The following is an 18,315-nucleotide window of genomic DNA, read 5'->3' as shown; positions in this document are numbered from 1 at the left end:
ACCCATGGCCTCCCGAAAGATCGCCAAAGTGAAGAACACCGTCCGCAAGGCCGCCAAGGCCGTGCGCAAGCAGGCCACCGCCGCGCGCAAGAAGGTCGCGCAGGTGAAGAAGGCAGTCCCGGCCCGAGCCAAGAAGTTGGTGAAGGCCGCGACGGCGCCGAAGTCCGCCGCCACCGGCGAGCTGAAGCTGCCCGCGCTGCATGAGAGCACCACGTCCACGGGCCTGAGGGTCATCGCCGCCGAGCGCGGGCCGCTGCCGCTGGTCTCCGTGCGGCTGGTGATGCGCGCGGGCGGCGTGTGGGACCCGCAGGGCAAGGACGGCCTGGCGGACTTCACCGCGCGGCTGCTGCGCCGGGGCACGAAGCGCACGGACGCGGATGGCATCAGTGAAGCCATCGAGTTCGTGGGCGCCAGCCTCTACGCGGGCGTCAACGAGGACGTGCTGTCCGTCTATCTCACCACGCCGGCGGAGCACTTCTCCGCGATGCTGGACGTGCTGGGGCAGGTGATGCGTGAGCCCACGTTCCCGGAGAAGGAGGTCGTGGACGCCCGGGAGCGCGCGCTGGCGCAGTTCGCCAACGACCTGGATGACCCTTCCTCCATCGCGGACCGCGCCTTCACGCGCGCCATCTGGGGTGACCATCCGTACGGGCGCGACCTGGGCGGCAACAAGCGCACCGTGTCCACCTTCACCCGCGACGACCTGGTCCGCTTCCACGCCGAGTGCATGGGGCCCCGGATCTCCCTGCTCACGGTGGTGGGCGCCATCGACCCGGCGACCGTGGCCGCGGAGGCCGAGCGCGCCTTCGCCGGTTGGACGGGCGGCCCCGACGCGGATCCGATGCTGCCCCGCAAGCAGGAGCCGCTGGCGAAGGCCGGGACGGTGCTGCTGGTGGACAAGCCGGACCAGACGCAGTCGCAGGTGCGCCTGGGCGGCCCCGGCTTCTGGCTGGGCCACGAGGACTACTTCCCGGCCACGGCGATGAACATCGCGCTGGGCGGCGGCTTCACGTCGCGGCTGATGAACGAGATCCGCGTCAACCGGGGCCTCACCTACGGCGTCAGCTCCTACTTCGACACGATGAGCGCGGGCGGCATCTTCGCGCTGTCCACGTTCACGAAGACGGCGTCCACGCGGGTGATCATCGACGTGGCGCTGAAGGAGATCCACGGCGTGCGCGACGGCGGCCTCAAGCCCCGCGAGCTGAAGGACGCGCAGAGCTACCTGGCCGGCCTGTATCCGCTGCGCACGGAGACCAACGAGTCCGTGGCCTCCGTCATCGGGGACATGCGCATGCACGGCCTGGGCGATGACTGGGTGGAGAAGTTCCGCGACCGGCTGCGCGCGGTGACGCCCAGGGACGTGGCCGCGGCGTCGAAGAAGTACGCGTTCGCGGACCGGCCCGTCATCGTCGTGCTGGGCAAGGCGTCGGAGGTCAAGCCGCTGCTGGAAGGGCTGGGTCCCATCACCGTCGTGCCGGCGTCGGACTACGAATGAGCGGTGACGTTCCCCGCGTCCTCTTCGAGGGCGCGGGCGTGATGGTGGTGGACAAGCCGGCCGGGGTGCTCGTCATCCCCGGCCGCGAGGGCGGCGCGTCCCTGCGCGACACGCTGGAAGCCCACCTGGGCCGCAAGGTCTACGTGGTGCACCGGTTGGATCGCGACACGTCCGGCGCGCTGGTGTTCGCGCTGGACGCGGACGTGCACCGCGCGCTGTCCCAGGCCTTCGAGGCGGGCAAGGTGCGCAAGCGCTACCGCGCCCTGGTCGAGGGCCGGCTGGAGGCGCCCCAGATGGTGGACGCGCCGCTCGTCGCCGGCCGCAAGGGGCGCATGCGCGTGGCGAAGCCGGAGGAGCCGGACGCGAAGCCATCACGCACGCGGGTGCGCCCGGTGGAGGCCTTCGCGAGCGCGTCGCTGGTGGAGGCGGAGCCGCTGACGGGCCGCACGCATCAAATCCGCGTGCACCTGCTGTCCCTGGGGCATCCGCTGCTCGTGGACCACCAGTACGGCAGGGAGGCTCCACTCACGGAAGGCGACCTGGGAGGGCAGGGGACCCAGGAGGTGCTGACCCGGACGCCGCTGCATGCGGCTCGCGTGGAGTGGCCCGCTTTGCCCGGGCTGCCAGCGCGCGGAGTGGATGCGCCGCTGCCCGCGGACATGCAGCGCACGTTGGAGTTGCTGCGCGCGGCGGGGTGAGGCGCGGCGCTACTTGTACGGCTCCAGCCGGAACGTGTTGGACTCGCCCGTCACTCCGAAGCTGTCCCTCGCGGTGATGCGCACGTTGCCTGCGGGCGCGTCCAGGACGACGTTCGCGTTGCACACGCCGACCTCGCAGGGGCCAATCTTGGTGGGCGACACCGTGCCGCGCGACGCGCTCAGCTCCACCGAGCCCTGGAAGTGCCCGGCCCTCGGGCCCTGGGCGCGCACCGTGATGGCGAAGGACGTCCGGCTCACGCGCGTGCCTTCGATTTCGTCGAAGCTGAAGCCCGTGATGTCGCCCTCGCGCATCGGCACATCCGGCCCGGGGCCCGCGTCCACCTGCTGGCCGCCGTCCGTGGTGTCGACCCCGCCGTCGAAGTCGCCGTAGATGGGCCCCGCGTCGGTGAGGATGAGGATGCCCCCGTCCTCGGTGAGGGGCGGTTCGGTGACTTCCTGTCCCGGAGGACGCAGGGTGAGGGCGCCTTCAGCCACCGCCTCGCGCCCGTCATCCAATTGCAGGCGCACCGCGTGCGCGCCCGCGCCCAGCCCCCGGGGCACCGTCACGATGGCGACGCCCGCCGGGTCGAAGCGCGACACCGTCGCTTCCTTCTCATCCATCCAGATGCGGCCTGAACCCATGCGCGCATCCACCTTCTCCGCGCCGTAGTCCACGGCCACGCTGTAGCGCGCGTCGAACCGCACGGTGACGTCTTCGTCCTTCGCGTTCACCGGCAGCGTCGCGGGCTCCACGCCGACGATGGTGGGCGGAGGCAACGCCGCCGGATCGCCCGTGCAGGCCCACGCCAGCGCCGCCATTCCCACCGCGGCCAGGCCCGCGCGCATCACGGAGCGAACCTCAGCCCCGCGGACACGGATACGCCGCCCAGTTCGGCGCGCAGCGACGGTGTCTCCACCGGCGCCAATGCCGCGCGCACCTCCGTGAGGATGCTCCAGCGACCAAAGCCATACGCGCCCTGCGCGGCCAGGAATCCCATGGCGCGCACTCTGCGCTCATCCACGGCGTCAGGAAAGACGTCCCCGGCCTCAATGCCTTGCGTCGACAGGTGATGGCTCAAAGCCATCACGCCGCCGCCTGCACGGCCGTCCAGCTGAAAGGAGCCACGTTGGAAAAGGGTGACCCGCGCGGACAAAAGCAGGGGAATCCCCCACACGCGCGAGTGCACCTGCGTGTCTCCCTGCTGTCCATCCAGGCTCGCGTGACGAAGGCCCACCTCCGCCTCCGCCGCCACGCGCCAGTACCACACCGGCAGCGGCACGGAGACGCCCAGCCCCAGCAGTGGCCCACCATTGGCGCCGCTCGCGAACGCGGCACCGCCCAGGAGGAACAGCGACGTCCGTGGCACCGGGCCCCGGACATAGTGCGCACGGCGAACGGAGGGAGTGTCCGGGACGATGATCCCCCCCTCCTCGGGCTGTGCGGCGCCGGGCTTCACCGCGCCTTGAATCCGCACCGCGTCCTCGACGGGCGCATCACTCCAGCGCACGGAGACGGACACATCCGTCGCGTCCGCGCGCGGCTGCACCGTGTAGCGAGCGCGCTCCGGATCCACCGGCTTCACGGTGGCGCCCGCTGCCTCCACGGTCAGCTCCGAGGCGGAGATCCGCTCCTCGTCACCCGCGATGATCAGCCAGCCACCGCCCTCCGTGGGCAGCGGATCCGGCGTGAGCGCGGCGACGAGCGGACGCGCGGCGGGCACCTCCAGCGGCGCGCGGCGATCCGTGGTGAGCGTGCCCCGGGTCGCGAGCACGCGCGCCTCCGTCGCATCCGGCGGCACCTCCACGGGCACCTGTGCATTGCCGTGCCCATCCGCCTTCACGGGGCCGAAGCGCGCGTCGCCCACCGCGACCACCACCTCCGCGCCCGGCGCCGTGGACACGTCCAGCGTGGTGCGTCCCAACAGAGGCAGCCGCACGGTGGTGACCTCCGGCGCGCGGCCGTCCTCCACCCAGAACGCGAGCACCGCCCACAGCGGGTAGCGCACCGGCGGAGGCGACCAGTGGAAGACGCGCTCGGCGCCGCCCTCCACCCGCGTCTGCTCCCAGGTGCCGGAGGAGGCCGCCGCGCGCACGGGGCCGGCGCCCTTCGGCACCCGCACCCGCACCTCCACGGTGACGTCCTCCCCGAGCACCACGCGCCCGGGCGTCGCCTCCACCTCCGGCGGTTCCGCCCGTGCGACGGCGGCACCCAGCATCAGCAGGCAGACAGCGAGATGGAGCGGCGGACGCATACGGGAAACCCAGCGTCCCAGTTGACCGCCGCTCCGGCCTCCGGGTCAATCCCCGGAAGGCAGGGAAGTCTCAGCGGCGGCTTCCTCGTCCGGAGGCAGCTCGGCCTGGGGCTTGTCCGCGGGTCCGGTGTGCTTGTTCGTCGGCGGACTGAAGACAGGCCTGTCCGCCGGAACGCCGCCCCGGCCGTGCACCAGCGTCTTGGTGTCCGTGCGGAAGGTGAGGTCCACCTTGTCGCCGCGCACCGCCGTCACCAGGCCCACGCCGAACGTCGGGTGGTGGAGCACCTGATCGACCTTGTAGGTGTCCTTGGGGCTGTACTTGGGCGCGCTCGCGAGGTCCTTGCCCGCCAGCTGCTCGTCAAAGGAGATGACCACCTTCTCCGCGCGGGTCGAGCCGCCGGAGGATGCGGCGCGAGGGGCGCGGGTGGACGCCTTGGTGGGGCGGTCCGTGACGCCCGCGGTGCCCCGGAACGCGTGGTCCCCGCCGCAGGTGTTGCAGCGGACGCGCACGATCTTTGGACCGACCATCGCGAGGATGGTGTGCGCCAGATTCATCTTGCAGCGGGTGCACTGGGCATCCACCTCGCCGCCGACCTTCTGAGTAGCCATGCTGTCGTGTCGCTCTGGCCCGGCAACTCCCCTGAAGGGCGCGCCGGGCGTGGAAGTAAAGAGGGCCGCGCAACATAACGGCCGACCCCAGGCGGAGGAAGCCCCATCGCATCCCACCTGCGCGTCGCGTGGGAGCCCCCCGGGCAACCAGCCGATGGAGGTGGGGGTGGGATGGGCCCGCGCTCAGTTCCCTTGTGCCGCCGTCCGGAGCACGTAGAGTCGCCCGCCTGAACGCATGACCACCGAGACCCCCAGCAAACCCAACCGGTTCACCGGCGCCTTCACCCAGTCGGTGGAGGGCCTCGGCAAGGGCATCATCGACGTCATCAGCAGCATTGGCGGCGTGGTCGCGCTGGGCCTGGACGTCTTCCGCTGGAGCGTGCGCCGCCCGTTCCGGCTGCACAACCTCTTCACCCAGCTGGACTTCGTGGGCGTGGGCTCCATCTTCATCGTGGGGCTCACCGGCACCTTCACCGGCATGGTGTTCGCCCTCCAGACGTCCACGGCCTTCGCCCTGTTCGACGCGGAGAGCCTGGTGGGCCCCACCGTCGCGCTGACGCTCACGCGCGAGCTGGCCTCCGTATTCGCCGCGCTGATGGTCACCATGCGCGCCGGCTCCGCCATGTGCACGGAGCTGGGCACCATGCGCGTCACCGAACAGGTGGACGCGCTGGAGACCATGGCCGTCAACCCGGTGCAGTACCTGCTGGTGCCCCGGGTGCTCGCGGGCCTGTTCATGGTCCCCGCGCTCACCATGCTCTTCAACACCACGGGCATGAGCGGCGCCTACGTGGTCGCCGTCTTCGGCCTGGGCATCTCCCCCGGCACGTTCCTGTCACGCACCCAGCAGTGGATGGCGCCAGCGGACATCTACGAGGGCCTGCTCAAGGGCGCCATCTTCGGCCTCTCCGTGGCCCTCATCTGTTGTTACAAGGGCTACAACGCGTCCGGCGGCGCCAAGGGCGTGGGCCAGGCCACCACGGAGGCCATGGTGTCGAGCGCGCTGGCCATCTTCATCCTCGACTTCATCGTCGGCATGTTGATGCACTGATGGGCCCCCAGACTCCGCCCGGATCCGCGCGGGCCATGATCGACATCGTGGACCTGCACAAGACGTTCGCGGGGAACAAGGTCCTCACCGGCATCAACCTCACCGTGCCCGCGGGCAGCACCTGCGTCATCCTGGGCGGCTCTGGCTCCGGCAAGACGGTGTTGATGAAGCACATGATCGGCCTGCTCAAGCCGGACAGCGGCCAGGTCATCATCGACGGGCAGGACATCGTCCCCATGAGCGTGGAGGGGCTGCAGCAGGTGCGCCGCAGCTTCGGCATGGTGTTCCAGGCCGCCGCGCTCTTCGACTCCATGACGGTGTTCGAGAACGTCGCCTTCCCCCTGCGCCAGCACACGTCGCTGCCGGAGGACGCCATCCGCGAACAGGTGAGGAAGCGCCTGGACCTCATGGGCCTCAAGCGCGAGGTGGAGGGCCGCTTCCCCGCGGACCTGTCCGGCGGCATGCGCAAGCGCGTGGGCCTGGCGCGCGCCGTGGTGCTGGACCCCAAGGTCGTCCTCTACGACGAGCCCACCACCGGCCTGGATCCCATCACCACGGACTCCGTGGACGACATGATCCTCACCGCGCAGAAGGAGCTGGGCGTCACCAGCGTGGTCATCAGCCACGACATCGCGTCCGCCTTCAACGTGGCCAACCAGATCGCCTTCCTGTCCAAGGGCGTCATCGTGGAGCACGGTTCGCCGGAGCAGCTGCGGGCGTCCCAGCACCCGGCCGTCCAGGTCTTCCTCCAGACCTGGTTCGGCAAGAACTAGGACATTGGGGGAGGGAAACCGGTCCCCCAAGGATTCCAGCCCTTCATGAAAAGCTGGCACCCGGCATGCAAATCGTTAGAGTCGCGCGCGGCCGGTGGTAGCGCTCGGAGTCACATCAGGTGAAGAAGCTCGTCACGCCCTTCCGTGTTGGCCTGCTGGTCCTCGCCGCCGGTGGGTTCCTCATCACGTTCGTGTTGTTCGCCACGAAGGGCGGACTGAGCGACAGAGACTCCACCAAGGTGTGGGCCTATTTCCGGGATGCGTCCGGCCTGGCGGTCCGCGGCCGCGTGCAGATCGCCGGCATCCCCGTGGGCGAGATCAGCGACATCAGCCTGGAGGGCACCCGCGCGAAGGTCTGGCTGAAGATCCGCAAGGGCGTGGACATCCGCCAGGACGCCGCGGTCACCAAGCGCTCGGAGTCGCTGCTGGGCGACTACCTGCTGGACCTGAACCCCGGCACGGAGCAGGCGCCTGAGCTGGAGAACGGCGGGCAGATCCGCCGCGTCATCGACACCCAGGGCGTGGAGGCCGTCTTCGAGTCCCTGTCGCAGATCACCTCCGACATCCAGCAGGTGACGGGCGCGCTGCGCGAGGTGCTGGGCGGCGAGAAGGGCGCGGGCAGCCTGGAGCGCATCGTGGAGAACCTGGTCCGCCTGTCGGACTCGGTGGACGCGACGGTGCGCCGCAACACGGACCGCCTGGACACCATCATGGCGAACGTGGAGGGCGTGTCCTCCGACGTGCGCGCCCTCACCCAGGGCAACGGCGCGGAGGTGACGCGCATCGTCACCAACGTGGAGCGCATCACCCAGGACGTCCGCGAGGTGCTGGGCACCGTCAAGAACATCGTGGGCAGCGGGGAAGGGGAGTTCAAGGAGAGCGTCTCCAGCCTCAAGCAGACGCTGGGCCGGCTGGACAACACCCTGGCCAACCTGGAGGACATCACCCGCAAGGTGAAGGACGGCGAGGGCGCCGCCGGGGCGCTGCTCACCGACGAGCAGCTGGGTCAGCGCCTCAGCGAGGCCGTCACGGACGTCAGCGAGTTCGCCACCCGCCTGAGCACCCTCCAGACGGAGGTGGGCCTGTTCAGCAGCTACCTGCTGTCCCAGGGTGCGTCGAAGAACGGCCTGACGCTGAAGCTCATCCCCAAGCCGGACAAGTACTACCTGCTGGAGATCATCGACGACCCGCGCGGCTCCGTCAGCACGCAGGTGGTGCAGACGAACCCGCCGTCGGAAGGGGACCCGGTCATCCAGACGCAGAAGGTGACCAAGGAGTCCTTCAAGGTCAGCCTCCAGTTCGCCAAGCGCTACTACTTCACCACCCTGCGCGTGGGCCTCATCGAATCCACGGGCGGTGTGGGCGCGGACCTGCACCTCTTCGACGACGTGCTGACCCTGAAGATGGACGCGTTCAACTTCACCGCGGACGAGCTGCGCTACCCGCGCCTGCGCGCCATGCTGAAGGCCCAGGCGTTCGACCACCTGTACGTCATGGCGGGCATGGACGACATCCTCAACGCCAGGCAGCGCGACGCGGCGACCCGGCGCCTGATCGCCGGCCGAGACTTCTTCTTCGGCGCGGGCTTCTTCTTCACCGACGACGACCTGAAGTCCCTCATCACCGCCACGGGCATCCCGACCTTCTAGACCGTTGTCCCCTTGACGTTACCGGGAAGGTGTCGTACCCGGCACGGGCACGGGGTTTCCCCTGGAATGCGCCGTGCCCTGACGCGATGCCGTACCCGCGCCGGGTCACCCCCAGGAAGAAGCCTTCATGTCTCTGCTCGTCGTCGGTTCAATCGCGCTGGACTCGCTGGAAACGCCCTTCGGCAAGAAGGAGGACGTGCTGGGTGGCTCGGCCACCTACTTCTCCACGTCCGCGTCCTTCTTCAGCCCCGTTCAGCTGGTGGCGGTGATTGGCGAGGACTTCCCGGAGGCGCACCTGCAGTTCCTGCGCGGGCGCGGAATCGACCTGGAGGGGCTCACCCGTGAGGCCGGCCGCACCTTCCGCTGGAAGGGCAAGTACGGCTGGGAGCTCAACGAGGCGCAGACGCTGGACACCCAGCTCAACGTCTTCGAGTCCTTCTCGCCCAACCTGCCGGCCGCCTACCGCGAGACGCCCTACGTCTTCCTGGGCAACATCCACCCGGAGCTCCAGTCGCGCGTGCTGGACCAGGTGAAGTCGCCCAAGCTGGTGGCCGCGGACACGATGAACTTCTGGATCCAGGGCAGCCGCCCCGCGCTGCTCAAGACGCTCCAGCGCGTGAACCTGCTCTTCATCAACGACGCGGAGGCGCGCCAGTTGTCCGGCGAGCACAACGTGGTGAAGGCCGCCCGCGCCATCCTGGCCATGGGCCCGTCCCGCGTGGTGATCAAGCGCGGCGAGCACGGCGCGCTCCTCTTCGACCAGGACCACATCTTCGCCTGCCCGGCCTTCCCCCTGTCGGAGGTGTTCGACCCCACCGGCGCGGGTGACACCTTCGCTGGCGGCTTCATGGGCACCCTGGCCAGCTCCGGCTCCGGCAAGGTGGATCAGCAGGTGCTGCGCAAGGCCATGGTCATGGGCAGCGTGATGGCGTCCTTCACCGTGGAGAAGTTCAGCCTGGAGCGCCTGCGCGAGGTGCAGCGCCCGGAGATCCACGCCCGCTTCGCCGAGTTCAAGAAGCTCACCCACTTCGACGACCTGGGCCCGCTGGGCGGGTAGGGGAGCACGGGCGAGGGGACGGAAGGTCCGGTGTGGAACTTGACGGGCCGCACCCACCCTTCCTAGGCTCGGGCGGACGCAGTGGATGAACAAATCCGGTGCGGACGTCCTTTTTCAGCGCCGACGTGGACGGGAAGTTGCCACGTCGGGAGGTCCCCGGGTTGAGCGACAATCGAAAGTACGCGCGGGTCGGCACCCACCTGCGCTGCTGGTGCGAGGGTGAGAACGTGACCCTGTATGCACGCATCGCCAACCTGAGCGAGGGCGGCCTCTTCTTGAGGACGAGCACCCCGCTGGCGGCGGGGACGCGGACGCAGGTTCGGCTCACCCAGCAGGCGACGGACACGCAGTTGCAGGCGCAGGCCACGGTCGTCTGGTTGCGGCAGGAAGTGCAGCCGGCCGGCCGCCCTCCGGGCATGGGCCTGAGATTCGAAGCGTTGGACGCGGACGCGCTGACGAGTCTGCGGCGCATCATCTCCCAGCAGCAAACCCACCCCTAGGGTTCCCATGCGCATCGCCGTCATCTCCGACATCCACTCCAACATCGAGGCCCTCACGGAGGTGCTGAGGGTGGCGGAGCACCAGAAGGTGGACCGCTTCGTGTCGCTGGGGGACATCGTCGGTTACGGGGCGTCCCCCAACCCGTGCTGCGACCTGGTGCGCTCGGTGGCGGAGATCACGCTGCTGGGCAACCACGACGCGGCGGTGGCGGGGCGGATGGACTACTCGTACTACTACGACGCCGCCCGGCACGCGCTCGACTGGAGCGCCAACGTCATCTCCGACGAGAACCTGGCCTGGCTGCGCAGCCTCCCGTACACGTACCGCATTGGCGAGGTGGGCTTCTGCCACGGTTCGCCCATCGACCCGAAGGCGTACGAGTACATCTTCGCGCTGGAGCAGGCGCGGGAGCTGACGCCGTACGTGGCGGAGCTTCCGGAAGTCACCTTCATTGGCCACAGCCACCTGTGCCGCGCGTTCGCCATTGGCAACGGCGAGGTGAACGACGTGGTGGCGCAGAAGTTCGTGCTGCGCAAGGGCTACAAGTACATCGTGTCCGTGGGGAGCGTGGGCCAGCCGCGCGACTACGACAACCGGGCCTGCTTCGTCATCTGCGACACGGACGCGCGCACGGTGGAGTATCTGCGCGTGGAGTACGACATCGAGACCTCCGCGCAGAAGATCTTCGACGCGGACCTGGCGCTCAACTTCGGCAAGCGGCTGTTCCTGGGCGTGTAGGCGGACCTGCCCGCGCCCGTGCGGAAAAGGGGCGCGGCCGGACGGAAGGTGGCATAAACCGGGGCTGTGCGCCCCCAGGTCCCCCGTTCGAAGCGGCCCTTCATGGGCCTTGGCCTCGCAGCCTTCCTGTTCGCCGCCGGATGCAGCCGCTCGCCCGCGCCGCCCTCGCCCGAGTTCGAGCAGGCCAGCCGCCGGTGGACGGCGCTCTACGCCCAGAAGCTGGACGACGCGTACCTGGACCCCTCCATCGGGGAGATTGAGGCGCAGTTGCAGCGCGTGCCCGCGGACAGCGTGGACTCCCTCGCGTCCCAGTCCCTGCTCCAGCGCATCCAGGAGGGCCGCACGCGCATGCAGGCGTCCCAGGAGGACCAGCGCCGCGCGGTGGCCAGCGCCAGCGCGCTGCCCACGATGGACCCCTCCTCGACGGACCTTCCGCGCCAGGCCGAGCCCGTGGCGGCGGAGCCGGTGGACGCCGGGCCGGCGGACGCCGGGGTGATTGCCGGGCCCCAGACGGGCACCCCGGCCTCCGAGCTGGTGGCCGGCTTCGAGGGCTGCTTTACCCGCGGCACGGCCGTGACCGTGGAGGGGCGGGGGATGCGGGACACCTGGCAGCTGAGCGACCGGGCGTCCTGCCAGCTGGGGTACCCCTCTCACCGGGACTCCGTGCTGCTGGTTGAAGACGGCCGTGTGCTGGCGCTGTTACCCAAGAGCGCCGTGCGGACCGTGCGCCGTTATGAGGACGGCGGCACGGTGCCCGTGGACGATGGCGGGCGTTGAACTTCTCTCTTTCAAGAGCTGACGACCTTCGATGAACGAACAGACCTTCATGAAGTTGATGCGCGTGCTCCCCAAGTCGGCGGTGTCCTCCGCGGTGGGGCTGGCCACGCGCCTGCCCGCGCCCGCGCCGGTGCACCACTGGGCCATGCGCACCTTCGCCAAGGCGTACAACGTGGACATGGAGGAGGCGGAGCACTCCTTCGAGAAGTACCCGACCTTCGCCCAGTTCTTCACCCGCGGCCTGAAGCCGGGCCTGCGCCCGGTGGACGCCGGCGAGAAGATTGTCGTGTCCCCGGTGGACGGCCGGGTGTCCCAGGTGGGCTACGCGGACAACGGCCGCTGCCTGCAGGCCAAGGGCATCGAGTACACGGTGGACGAGCTCCTGGGGGACTCGCAGGCGGCGAAGCCCTTCCACGGCGGCGCCTGGACGACGGTGTACCTGTCCCCGCGCGACTACCACCGCATCCACGCGCCGCTGGGCGGCACCATCACCGGGTACGCGTACATCCCGGGTGAGTTCTGGCCGGTGAACCCCGCGTCGGTGAAGAACAAGCAGTCGCTGTTCTGCGTGAACGAGCGGCTCGTCACGTACCTGGACACCGTGGCCGGCAAGGTGGCGGTGGTGAAGGTGGGCGCCACCTGCGTGTCCCGCATCAAGGCGTCCTACGAGGACATCACCACGCACGTGGGCCAGCCCGGCAAGGTGCACAACTACGGCGCGGGCATCCCGGTGGAGAAGGGCGGCGAGCTGGGCCGCTTCGAGATGGGCTCCACCGTCATCCTCTGCTTCGAGCCCGGCCGCGTGCGTTGGGACGACAGCATGCAGCCGGAGGCGGTGGTTCGCATGGGCACGCGTATCGGAGTCATCACGTGAGCCAGAAGATCAACGGCGTGAAGGGGATGAACGACCTTCTGCCGGGCGAGATTGAGGTCTGGCAGTTCGTGGAGTCGACCGCGCGCACGTTGTTCGGCCGCTTCGGCTACGGCGAGGTGCGCACGCCGATGGTGGAGGACACGGCCCTCTTCGTGCGCAGCGTGGGCGAGGAGACGGACATCGTCGGCAAGGAGATGTACACCTTCGAGGACAAGGGCGGACGCAGCCTGTCCCTGCGTCCGGAGGGCACCGCGCCCGCGGCGCGCGCGTACATCGAGCACTCGGTGAACAACCAGGAGCCGGTGTCGCGCTGGTTCTACATGGGGCCCATGTTCCGCTACGAGCGGATGAAGACGGGCCGCTACCGTCAGTTCTCCCAGATTGGCGCGGAGGCCTACGGCGCCAAGGAGCCCGCGCAGGACGCGGAGTTGATGGACGTGGTGGTGCAGTTCCTGGAGGCCCTGGGCCTCACGGACGTCACCCTGAACATCAACTCGCTGGGCGACGACAACTGCCGGCCCGCGTACCACGCCAAGCTGGTGGAGTACCTCAACGCGCACAAAGAAGAGCTGTGCGCGGACTGCCAGCAGCGGCTGGAGCGCAACCCGCTGCGCGTCCTGGACTGCAAGAACGAGAAGTGCCAGGCGGTGGCCGGAGCCGGGCCCAACGTGCTGGAGTTCCTCTGTGAGCCGTGCCGCGCGCACTTCACGGACCTGCAGCGCAAGCTGGGCGTGCTGGGCATCCGCTACGTGGTGAACCACCGGCTGGTGCGCGGCCTGGACTACTACACGCGCACGGTCTTCGAGTTCATCGCCTCGCACCCCGCGCTGGGCACCGCCAGCACGGTGGGCGGCGGCGGGCGCTACGACAAGATGATGAAGGGCCTGGGCGGGCCGGACGTGCCCGCGGTGGGCTTCGCCATGGGCCTGGACCGGCTGGTGCTGCTCTTGAAGGAGAGCGGCAAGACGTTCACCCAGCGGCCGGACCTGTTCATCGCCGTGGCGGACGAGGGCTCGCAGGACGAGGGCCTGAAGCTCGCCAGCCGCCTGCGCCGCGAAGGCCTCAAGGTGGACTTCGACACGCGCGGCGGCAGCCTCAAGAGCCAGATGAAGCGCGCGGACAAGTCCGGTGCCCGCTTCACGCTGGTGCTGGGCGAGCAGGAGCGCACCAGCGGCCAGGCGAAGCTCAAGCCCATGGCGGGGGGTGAGCCCGTTCCCGTGGCGCTCGACAGCGTCGCCGCCACCGTGCGCGCGCAGCCGGATGCCCCGGCTCCGGCCCCCGCGGCCTGATCCAACCGCCCCCTCCGGCATGACGCGCCAGGCCGGAGGGGAGGGGGGCGGCCCGTCTTCCCAGAAAACCCGGGAGTAAAGGTGTTAAGCAGCGTAAGTCCTGGGAATCGCTGGGGGATTGAGGCCTCGGAGATTCGCGGACATTGAGAGGGTGGAGTAAGATTCCATCCGCAATGTCGAGCGCTCCCCAGCCCGTTTCCATGATCGATGGCCCACGTTGGATCCCCGTCGCCGGGGACAGCATGTGGCCGTCGTTGCGGGCGGGTGACGTGGCGGAGGTGGAGCCGCTGAGGGAGGCGCCGCGCCCGGGTGAGGTGGTGCTGGCGCGCTTCGAGTCCTCGCTGGTGCTGCACCGGGTGCGTTGGTGCGACGGCAGCCTCTGTGCGCTTCGTGGGGACAATGGCGCCATGGAAGATCCGCCGCTGCCTCTCGTCCGTATCCTCGGGCGGGCGCGGCGTGTGCGCCGGGGCGGCACGCTGCTGGAGATGGACCGTTGGGACGTGGGGCCCCAGCGGCTGGGTCGCTGGCGCGCGACGCTGAAGCGCCAGGTGGCTGCGTGGCTGGGAAGGACGGGCCGCGCATGAGCTTTCAGGAAGGCAGCGTTCCCCGGAAGCGTTTGGGGACCTCGGGGGAGGGCTTCGGCGCGGACTTCCTGGTGCTGGACGCGGAGGGGCGCACGCTGCGCGGGCTCAACCCGACGGCGGCGCGCATCTGGGCGCTGTGCGACGGAAAGCGCACGGCCCGGGCGGTGGCGGAGCAGGTGGCTTCCGAGTTTTCGACCGACGTCGGTCCGGTGCTGGCCGACACGCTGGGCTTCCTGGAGGAACTCCAGCGGCGAGGTCTGTTGGACGAAGTGCGCGCGCCGGCCGGTGCCGCGCCTCTGGAGGAGACATGATGCGGGCGCTCGTGGCCGTGCTGGCGGGAGCGATGGTGCTGTCGGCGTGCTCGGAAGGGGTATCTCCCCTGCCGCCGCCGTCGGCCGTGAAGCCGGGGCAGGGCAGCGGCTCCGTCACCCCCGTGGATCCAACGGACGTGCTGGCCGGTGGCGGGAGCGTTGCCCGGCCGCCGCCTGCTGCCCCCACGGGCGAAGAGCCGCCTCCGGAAGAGCCGCCTCCGGACGAGGTCGTGGAGGAGGAGCCGCCGCCGGTGCCGCTGCCGCCCCCGACCGGGAGCGCGGAGGTCGTGGGCTCCCAGCCCACGGCCCTGTCCGAGGTGCTGCAGGTGGACGTGGACTTCGTGGTGAGCGGCGTGCGGAACAAGGGCCAGGTGGACGTGGAGTTCATCGCGCCAGACGGGCGTCCGTACGAGAAGCGGAGCGCGACGGTGGAGGCGCCACCGGAGGAGACGCGCACGCTGCGCTATTCGCTGCCGGTGGCGGGCACGCCGGTGTCCATGACGCGCATGACGGGCACCTGGCAGGTGCGCTTCTTCCTGGATGGGGTGCAGTTGGCCGCCACGTCCTTCACCCTGGAGCCGTGACGTGAGGCACGCCATGAACGTCCGCATCCTCGCGCTCCTCGCCGTGCTGTTGCCCGCGGTGGGCTTCTCCCAGACCCATACCTGGACCGTACGCCCCGTCCCCTCCGCCGGGGAGACCGTCGCTCGCGTGGTGATGGACGACGCGTCCGACCTCGTCGTGGAGGTGACGAACACGTCCACGAGCACGAACGACGCCCGCCTGTCGGAGGTGTCCTTCGTCCTGCCGGCGGGCTACCAGCTCCTGGGCGGCCTGCCGGCGGAGGCGAACCCGAACTGGAAGGTCGACTACATCGACGCCAACGAGCGGCGCATCACCTTCCAGTCCACGCTGGGCTGCGTGGAAGAGGGGCGCGGCCTGGCTCGCACTGAGTCCGCGCGCTTCGTGCTGAGCGTGGTGGGCCCGTCGAACCGCACCAACGATAGCACCAGCGAGCGCCTTATGGCGGGGACGTACGCCCGCGACCAGTGCGACGGGACGAGCTACACGTACAACGTCGCCAGCATGACCGCCTGGACTCGCGGCATCCTGGCCGCGAACGTGACGCTGGCTCCGCGAATGCTCGCGGTCAACGGAAACACCGTGGCGCGCGTGGTGGTGGAGAACCGGGGGACGACGGGATCCGCCTCGGTGCTCGTGGACAACCCCACCTCCACGAGCAGTGTGCCGCTCACCACCGCGAGCAAGAGCCCCGCCACCAGCTTGCCCGTGGCCGTGCGGTCCGCGGGCGTCATCGCGGTCAACCTGCGGCCCACCGCCGCAGGCGCCGTGGCCGCGCGCGTCCGGGCTCGCGCGACCAATGCGAACGCCCCGCTCGTGGATTCGCCCGTGGCGGACGTGGGCAACCTGGTGGCGTCGGCGGACATGGACATCGTGGACGCGTTCGACGGTGATCAGGTGACGCTGCGCCTGACGGTGCTCAACACCTCCACCACGAACACATACACCCAGGTGCGCCCGCGCGCGCCGGTGCTGCTGGGCAACGCGACGGCGTCGCTCGTGGCCGGGCCGTCGCCGGAGAGCGTGGCGCAGCTGGCTCCGGGCGCTTCCGGGCAGTTCACCTGGCGCTACCAGGTGTCGGGCACGCCCGGCGCCCGCTACCAGTTCCAGGCGCAGGTGGACGGGACGCATAACGGTTCGGCGGTGGCGGGGGATGCCGTCACGGCGCGCAAGGGCCGCATCGTGGAGCACCGCGTGCGGTTGAGCCATGAGACGGTGTCCACGGCGGCCACGGGCGTGACGGTGGCGTACACGGTGCAGAACCGGGGCCCGCTGCCCATCTACGAGGTGAGGCTGTTCAAGCCCGCGGTGAACTACTTCTCGGTGGCCGCGTCGGGCCCCCAGGCGTCCGGGGACTGGAACGTCTACACGGAAACGGCCGGCTACCTCTGGGAGTCGGAGTCCGGCATCCCGGTGGGCGGCGAGGCTACCTTCCGCATCACCTATTCGGGCTTCGCCGCCGTCGACTCGGAAACGGCGTTCCGCCACCGGCTGGAGCTGAACCAGGGATGGAACGATCCGCGCATCCGCGTGGAGGCGACGATGACGCTGCTCAAGGACACCGCGGCTCCGGACGTGGGGCGCCTCACCGGCGTGGCCCGCGACGGCAGCGTGACTCTCACGTGGGACAACCCCTTCAACCACGGTGGCACCCTGGCGCTGCGCGCCCAGGGCGCGACGCCCAACACCGCGCCCACCCTCGGCGTGCGCTACGCGGTGGGGGACGTGCTGGGCAACGCCACGGTGGCGTACGTGGACGAGCTCAGCTCCGCGTCGTCCTTCACGGACACGGCGGTGACGAACGGCACGACGTACTTCTACCGCGTGTTCAACGCGGATGATCAGCTGCGGTACGGGCCGGGCAACCAGCCCACCTCGGTGGGCTTGCTGGCCACTCCCCAGGCGCGCGTGCCGGGCAACCCGCTGTGGTGCTACTCGGTGGGCTTGCTGGCCTCGCGGTACCAGCCCGTCACCGAACTGGGCGTGGGCATCTTCAGCTCCTTCAACGACTCGGTGGTGGGCGTCCTCACGAACACCGCGAACCCGACCGAGGACGGCGCGGAGCGATTCCGGCCAGTGAAGCTGCCGGGCACGATTGGCAGCCGCTTCCCGGTGGTGCCGCTGCTGGGGCGGCCCGGGCAGCAGTGGCTCGTCGTGGGTGATGAGACGGGTGTGCCGGCGGTGCTCAACGCGGCCACGGGCGAGTTCCTGTGGAAGAACACCACGCTGGACCTGGGGCGTCTCAACTCGTTCCCCGTGACGCAGCTGCTCGACTACGCGAATCCGGAGTACCGGACGACGTACTCGAACGTGGACCTGGCCATCTTCGCCACGCACAACACGGCCACGCAGAACCAGGTGGTCGCGTTGAACGCGGCCACCGGCGCGCTCATCTGGCGCTATCGGCCCGGGGATCTGGGCATGGTGAGCGGCGGCATGCTGGTGGACTACACGACGAACCGGCTCTACGTGCCGACCAGGTCAGGCGTGAGCTCATACACCCTGCGCGTGCTCAGCAGTCTCACGGGCGCGGAGGTGGCGCGGCTGGAGCTGGGCGACCTGGAGTTCGGCGTGGTCCGCAACGCCACGAGCAACCAGATCCTGGTCACCGCCAATGACGGCAGCGTGCACGGCGTGAATCCGACCACACCCACGACGGCCTGGACGGTCGCCGTCCGGTCCAACTTGGTTTCGGCATTCAGCCAGTTCGCGCGCCCCCAGGGGCGGGGCTTCGTCGTGACCACGGACGACAACAAGATCGAGCGTTATGAGGTGGTCGAGTCGCACGGGACCAACGTGCCTGAGCTGCTGTGGTCGACACCCGTCGCAGCGCGCCCCACCGGTGTCTTCACCCTCAACCTCAATGGCGTGGTGCGCGCCTACGTTGGCGCCGCGGACGGCAAGGTGCACCAGTTCGATCTCGCGACCGGTACCGAGACCGGGCAGGTGACCGTGGGTCCGGCGCAGATCATCGGCATGCCGACCGTCGATCACACCGTGAGCCGGTTGCATGTCGGTACCGGGGATGGTCGTATCTGTGCCTTCCCGGTGCCCTTCTAGGTGGGCCATCAC

Annotated in this window: 18 protein-coding genes; 15 read left to right on the top strand and 3 right to left on the bottom strand. The window is 69.7% G+C overall.

Going from position 1 to position 18,315, the window contains the following annotated elements; all coding sequences use genetic code 11:
- The first annotated feature begins 4 nt into the window (after positions 1-4).
- Positions 5-1,498 (top strand): pitrilysin family protein, encoded by a 1,494-nt coding sequence (locus D7X99_RS28770; RefSeq protein ID WP_121780583.1) that lies wholly within the window; start codon positions 5-7, stop codon positions 1,496-1,498.
- Positions 1,495-2,196, top strand: coding sequence for an RluA family pseudouridine synthase (locus tag D7X99_RS28765; RefSeq protein WP_121780582.1), 702 nt, complete (start codon positions 1,495-1,497; stop codon positions 2,194-2,196). Before D7X99_RS28770 ends, D7X99_RS28765 begins: the two co-directional genes overlap by 4 nt.
- Before the next feature lie 9 nt (positions 2,197-2,205).
- On the opposite strand, the gene D7X99_RS28760 is transcribed toward D7X99_RS28765, so the two are convergent.
- Genes D7X99_RS28760 through D7X99_RS28750 form a run of 3 tightly spaced genes read right to left on the bottom strand, consistent with a single transcriptional unit; the run spans position 2,206 to position 5,057 of the window.
- On the bottom strand, positions 2,206-3,045 hold the full coding sequence (locus D7X99_RS28760; protein ID WP_158627087.1) for a hypothetical protein: 840 nt from the start codon (positions 3,043-3,045) through the stop codon (positions 2,206-2,208).
- Positions 3,042-4,448, bottom strand: coding sequence for a hypothetical protein (locus tag D7X99_RS28755; RefSeq protein WP_121780580.1), 1,407 nt, complete (start codon positions 4,446-4,448; stop codon positions 3,042-3,044). The genes D7X99_RS28760 and D7X99_RS28755 overlap by 4 nt, the downstream gene beginning before the upstream one ends.
- Before the next feature lie 45 nt (positions 4,449-4,493).
- On the bottom strand, positions 4,494-5,057 hold the full coding sequence (locus D7X99_RS28750; protein ID WP_121780579.1) for a hypothetical protein: 564 nt from the start codon (positions 5,055-5,057) through the stop codon (positions 4,494-4,496).
- A gap of 235 nt (positions 5,058-5,292) precedes the next feature.
- On the opposite strand from D7X99_RS28750, the gene D7X99_RS28745 reads away from it, so the two are divergent.
- The 13 genes from D7X99_RS28745 to D7X99_RS28685 all read left to right on the top strand — a co-directional run bounded on the left by D7X99_RS28745 (position 5,293) and on the right by D7X99_RS28685 (position 18,303).
- On the top strand, positions 5,293-6,108 hold the full coding sequence (locus tag D7X99_RS28745; protein ID WP_120577466.1) for an ABC transporter permease: 816 nt from the start codon (positions 5,293-5,295) through the stop codon (positions 6,106-6,108).
- Between the two features lie 35 nt (positions 6,109-6,143).
- Positions 6,144-6,881 (top strand): ABC transporter ATP-binding protein, encoded by a 738-nt coding sequence (locus tag D7X99_RS28740; RefSeq protein ID WP_120596393.1) that lies wholly within the window; start codon positions 6,144-6,146, stop codon positions 6,879-6,881.
- A 119-nt stretch (positions 6,882-7,000) separates the two neighbouring features.
- Positions 7,001-8,530 carry an MlaD family protein gene (locus D7X99_RS28735; RefSeq protein WP_121780578.1) on the top strand — a complete coding sequence of 510 codons (1,530 nt, stop codon included), beginning with the start codon at positions 7,001-7,003 and terminating at the stop codon, positions 8,528-8,530.
- Between the two features lie 127 nt (positions 8,531-8,657).
- Entirely contained in the window at positions 8,658-9,587 is a 930-nt protein-coding gene (locus D7X99_RS28730) for a PfkB family carbohydrate kinase (RefSeq protein WP_121780577.1), read from the top strand.
- 161 nt (positions 9,588-9,748) lie between these two features.
- The gene (locus D7X99_RS28725) at positions 9,749-10,087 is read left to right on the top strand and encodes a TIGR02266 family protein (RefSeq protein WP_120577481.1); all 339 of its coding nucleotides are present in this window, start codon (positions 9,749-9,751) and stop codon (positions 10,085-10,087) included.
- A 7-nt stretch (positions 10,088-10,094) separates the two neighbouring features.
- Entirely contained in the window at positions 10,095-10,826 is a 732-nt protein-coding gene (locus D7X99_RS28720) for a metallophosphoesterase (RefSeq protein WP_120526312.1), read from the top strand.
- 102 nt (positions 10,827-10,928) lie between these two features.
- Complete coding sequence (locus tag D7X99_RS28715) at positions 10,929-11,603, top strand: hypothetical protein (RefSeq protein ID WP_121780597.1); 675 nt, start codon at positions 10,929-10,931, stop codon at positions 11,601-11,603.
- A 31-nt stretch (positions 11,604-11,634) separates the two neighbouring features.
- Positions 11,635-12,477, top strand: coding sequence for an archaetidylserine decarboxylase (gene asd, locus D7X99_RS28710; protein WP_121780576.1), 843 nt, complete (start codon positions 11,635-11,637; stop codon positions 12,475-12,477).
- 26 nt (positions 12,478-12,503) lie between these two features.
- Positions 12,504-13,766, top strand: coding sequence for a histidine--tRNA ligase (hisS, locus tag D7X99_RS28705; protein ID WP_211486292.1), 1,263 nt, complete (start codon positions 12,504-12,506; stop codon positions 13,764-13,766).
- A 173-nt stretch (positions 13,767-13,939) separates the two neighbouring features.
- Complete coding sequence (locus tag D7X99_RS28700; RefSeq protein ID WP_346728410.1) at positions 13,940-14,350, top strand: S24/S26 family peptidase; 411 nt, start codon at positions 13,940-13,942, stop codon at positions 14,348-14,350.
- A complete protein-coding gene (locus tag D7X99_RS28695) occupies positions 14,347-14,661 on the top strand; it encodes a PqqD family protein (RefSeq protein WP_121780574.1) in 315 nt (104 codons plus the stop codon). The genes D7X99_RS28700 and D7X99_RS28695 overlap by 4 nt, the downstream gene beginning before the upstream one ends.
- Positions 14,658-15,245, top strand: coding sequence for a hypothetical protein (locus tag D7X99_RS28690; RefSeq protein ID WP_121780573.1), 588 nt, complete (start codon positions 14,658-14,660; stop codon positions 15,243-15,245). The genes D7X99_RS28695 and D7X99_RS28690 overlap by 4 nt, the downstream gene beginning before the upstream one ends.
- A gap of 13 nt (positions 15,246-15,258) precedes the next feature.
- On the top strand, positions 15,259-18,303 hold the full coding sequence (locus D7X99_RS28685) for a PQQ-binding-like beta-propeller repeat protein (protein WP_121780596.1): 3,045 nt from the start codon (positions 15,259-15,261) through the stop codon (positions 18,301-18,303).
- Positions 18,304-18,315 lie beyond the last annotated feature (12 nt).

This window comes from Corallococcus sp. AB032C (assembly GCF_003668935.1).
Taxonomy (GTDB): Bacteria; Myxococcota; Myxococcia; order Myxococcales; family Myxococcaceae; genus Corallococcus; species Corallococcus exiguus.
This window is presented reverse-complemented; position numbering and strand designations above follow the sequence as displayed.

What these genes read in the sequence shown, in the direction of transcription:
- D7X99_RS28770 (WP_121780583.1), top strand. Translation starts at nt 5, where the DNA reads ATGGCCTCCCGAAAGATCGCCAAAGTGAAGAACACCGTCCGCAAGGCC.
- D7X99_RS28765 (WP_121780582.1), top strand. Translation starts at nt 1,495, where the DNA reads ATGAGCGGTGACGTTCCCCGCGTCCTCTTCGAGGGCGCGGGCGTGATG.
- D7X99_RS28755 (WP_121780580.1), bottom strand. Translation starts at nt 4,448, where the DNA reads ATGCGTCCGCCGCTCCATCTCGCTGTCTGCCTGCTGATGCTGGGTGCC.
- D7X99_RS28750 (WP_121780579.1), bottom strand. Translation starts at nt 5,057, where the DNA reads ATGGCTACTCAGAAGGTCGGCGGCGAGGTGGATGCCCAGTGCACCCGC.
- D7X99_RS28745 (WP_120577466.1), top strand. Translation starts at nt 5,293, where the DNA reads ATGACCACCGAGACCCCCAGCAAACCCAACCGGTTCACCGGCGCCTTC.
- D7X99_RS28740 (WP_120596393.1), top strand. Translation starts at nt 6,144, where the DNA reads ATGATCGACATCGTGGACCTGCACAAGACGTTCGCGGGGAACAAGGTC.
- D7X99_RS28730 (WP_121780577.1), top strand. Translation starts at nt 8,658, where the DNA reads ATGTCTCTGCTCGTCGTCGGTTCAATCGCGCTGGACTCGCTGGAAACG.
- D7X99_RS28720 (WP_120526312.1), top strand. Translation starts at nt 10,095, where the DNA reads ATGCGCATCGCCGTCATCTCCGACATCCACTCCAACATCGAGGCCCTC.
- D7X99_RS28715 (WP_121780597.1), top strand. Translation starts at nt 10,929, where the DNA reads ATGGGCCTTGGCCTCGCAGCCTTCCTGTTCGCCGCCGGATGCAGCCGC.
- asd (WP_121780576.1), top strand. Translation starts at nt 11,635, where the DNA reads ATGAACGAACAGACCTTCATGAAGTTGATGCGCGTGCTCCCCAAGTCG.
- hisS (WP_211486292.1), top strand. Translation starts at nt 12,504, where the DNA reads ATGAACGACCTTCTGCCGGGCGAGATTGAGGTCTGGCAGTTCGTGGAG.
- D7X99_RS28700 (WP_346728410.1), top strand. Translation starts at nt 13,940, where the DNA reads ATGTCGAGCGCTCCCCAGCCCGTTTCCATGATCGATGGCCCACGTTGG.
- D7X99_RS28695 (WP_121780574.1), top strand. Translation starts at nt 14,347, where the DNA reads ATGAGCTTTCAGGAAGGCAGCGTTCCCCGGAAGCGTTTGGGGACCTCG.
- D7X99_RS28690 (WP_121780573.1), top strand. Translation starts at nt 14,658, where the DNA reads ATGATGCGGGCGCTCGTGGCCGTGCTGGCGGGAGCGATGGTGCTGTCG.
- D7X99_RS28685 (WP_121780596.1), top strand. Translation starts at nt 15,259, where the DNA reads ATGAACGTCCGCATCCTCGCGCTCCTCGCCGTGCTGTTGCCCGCGGTG.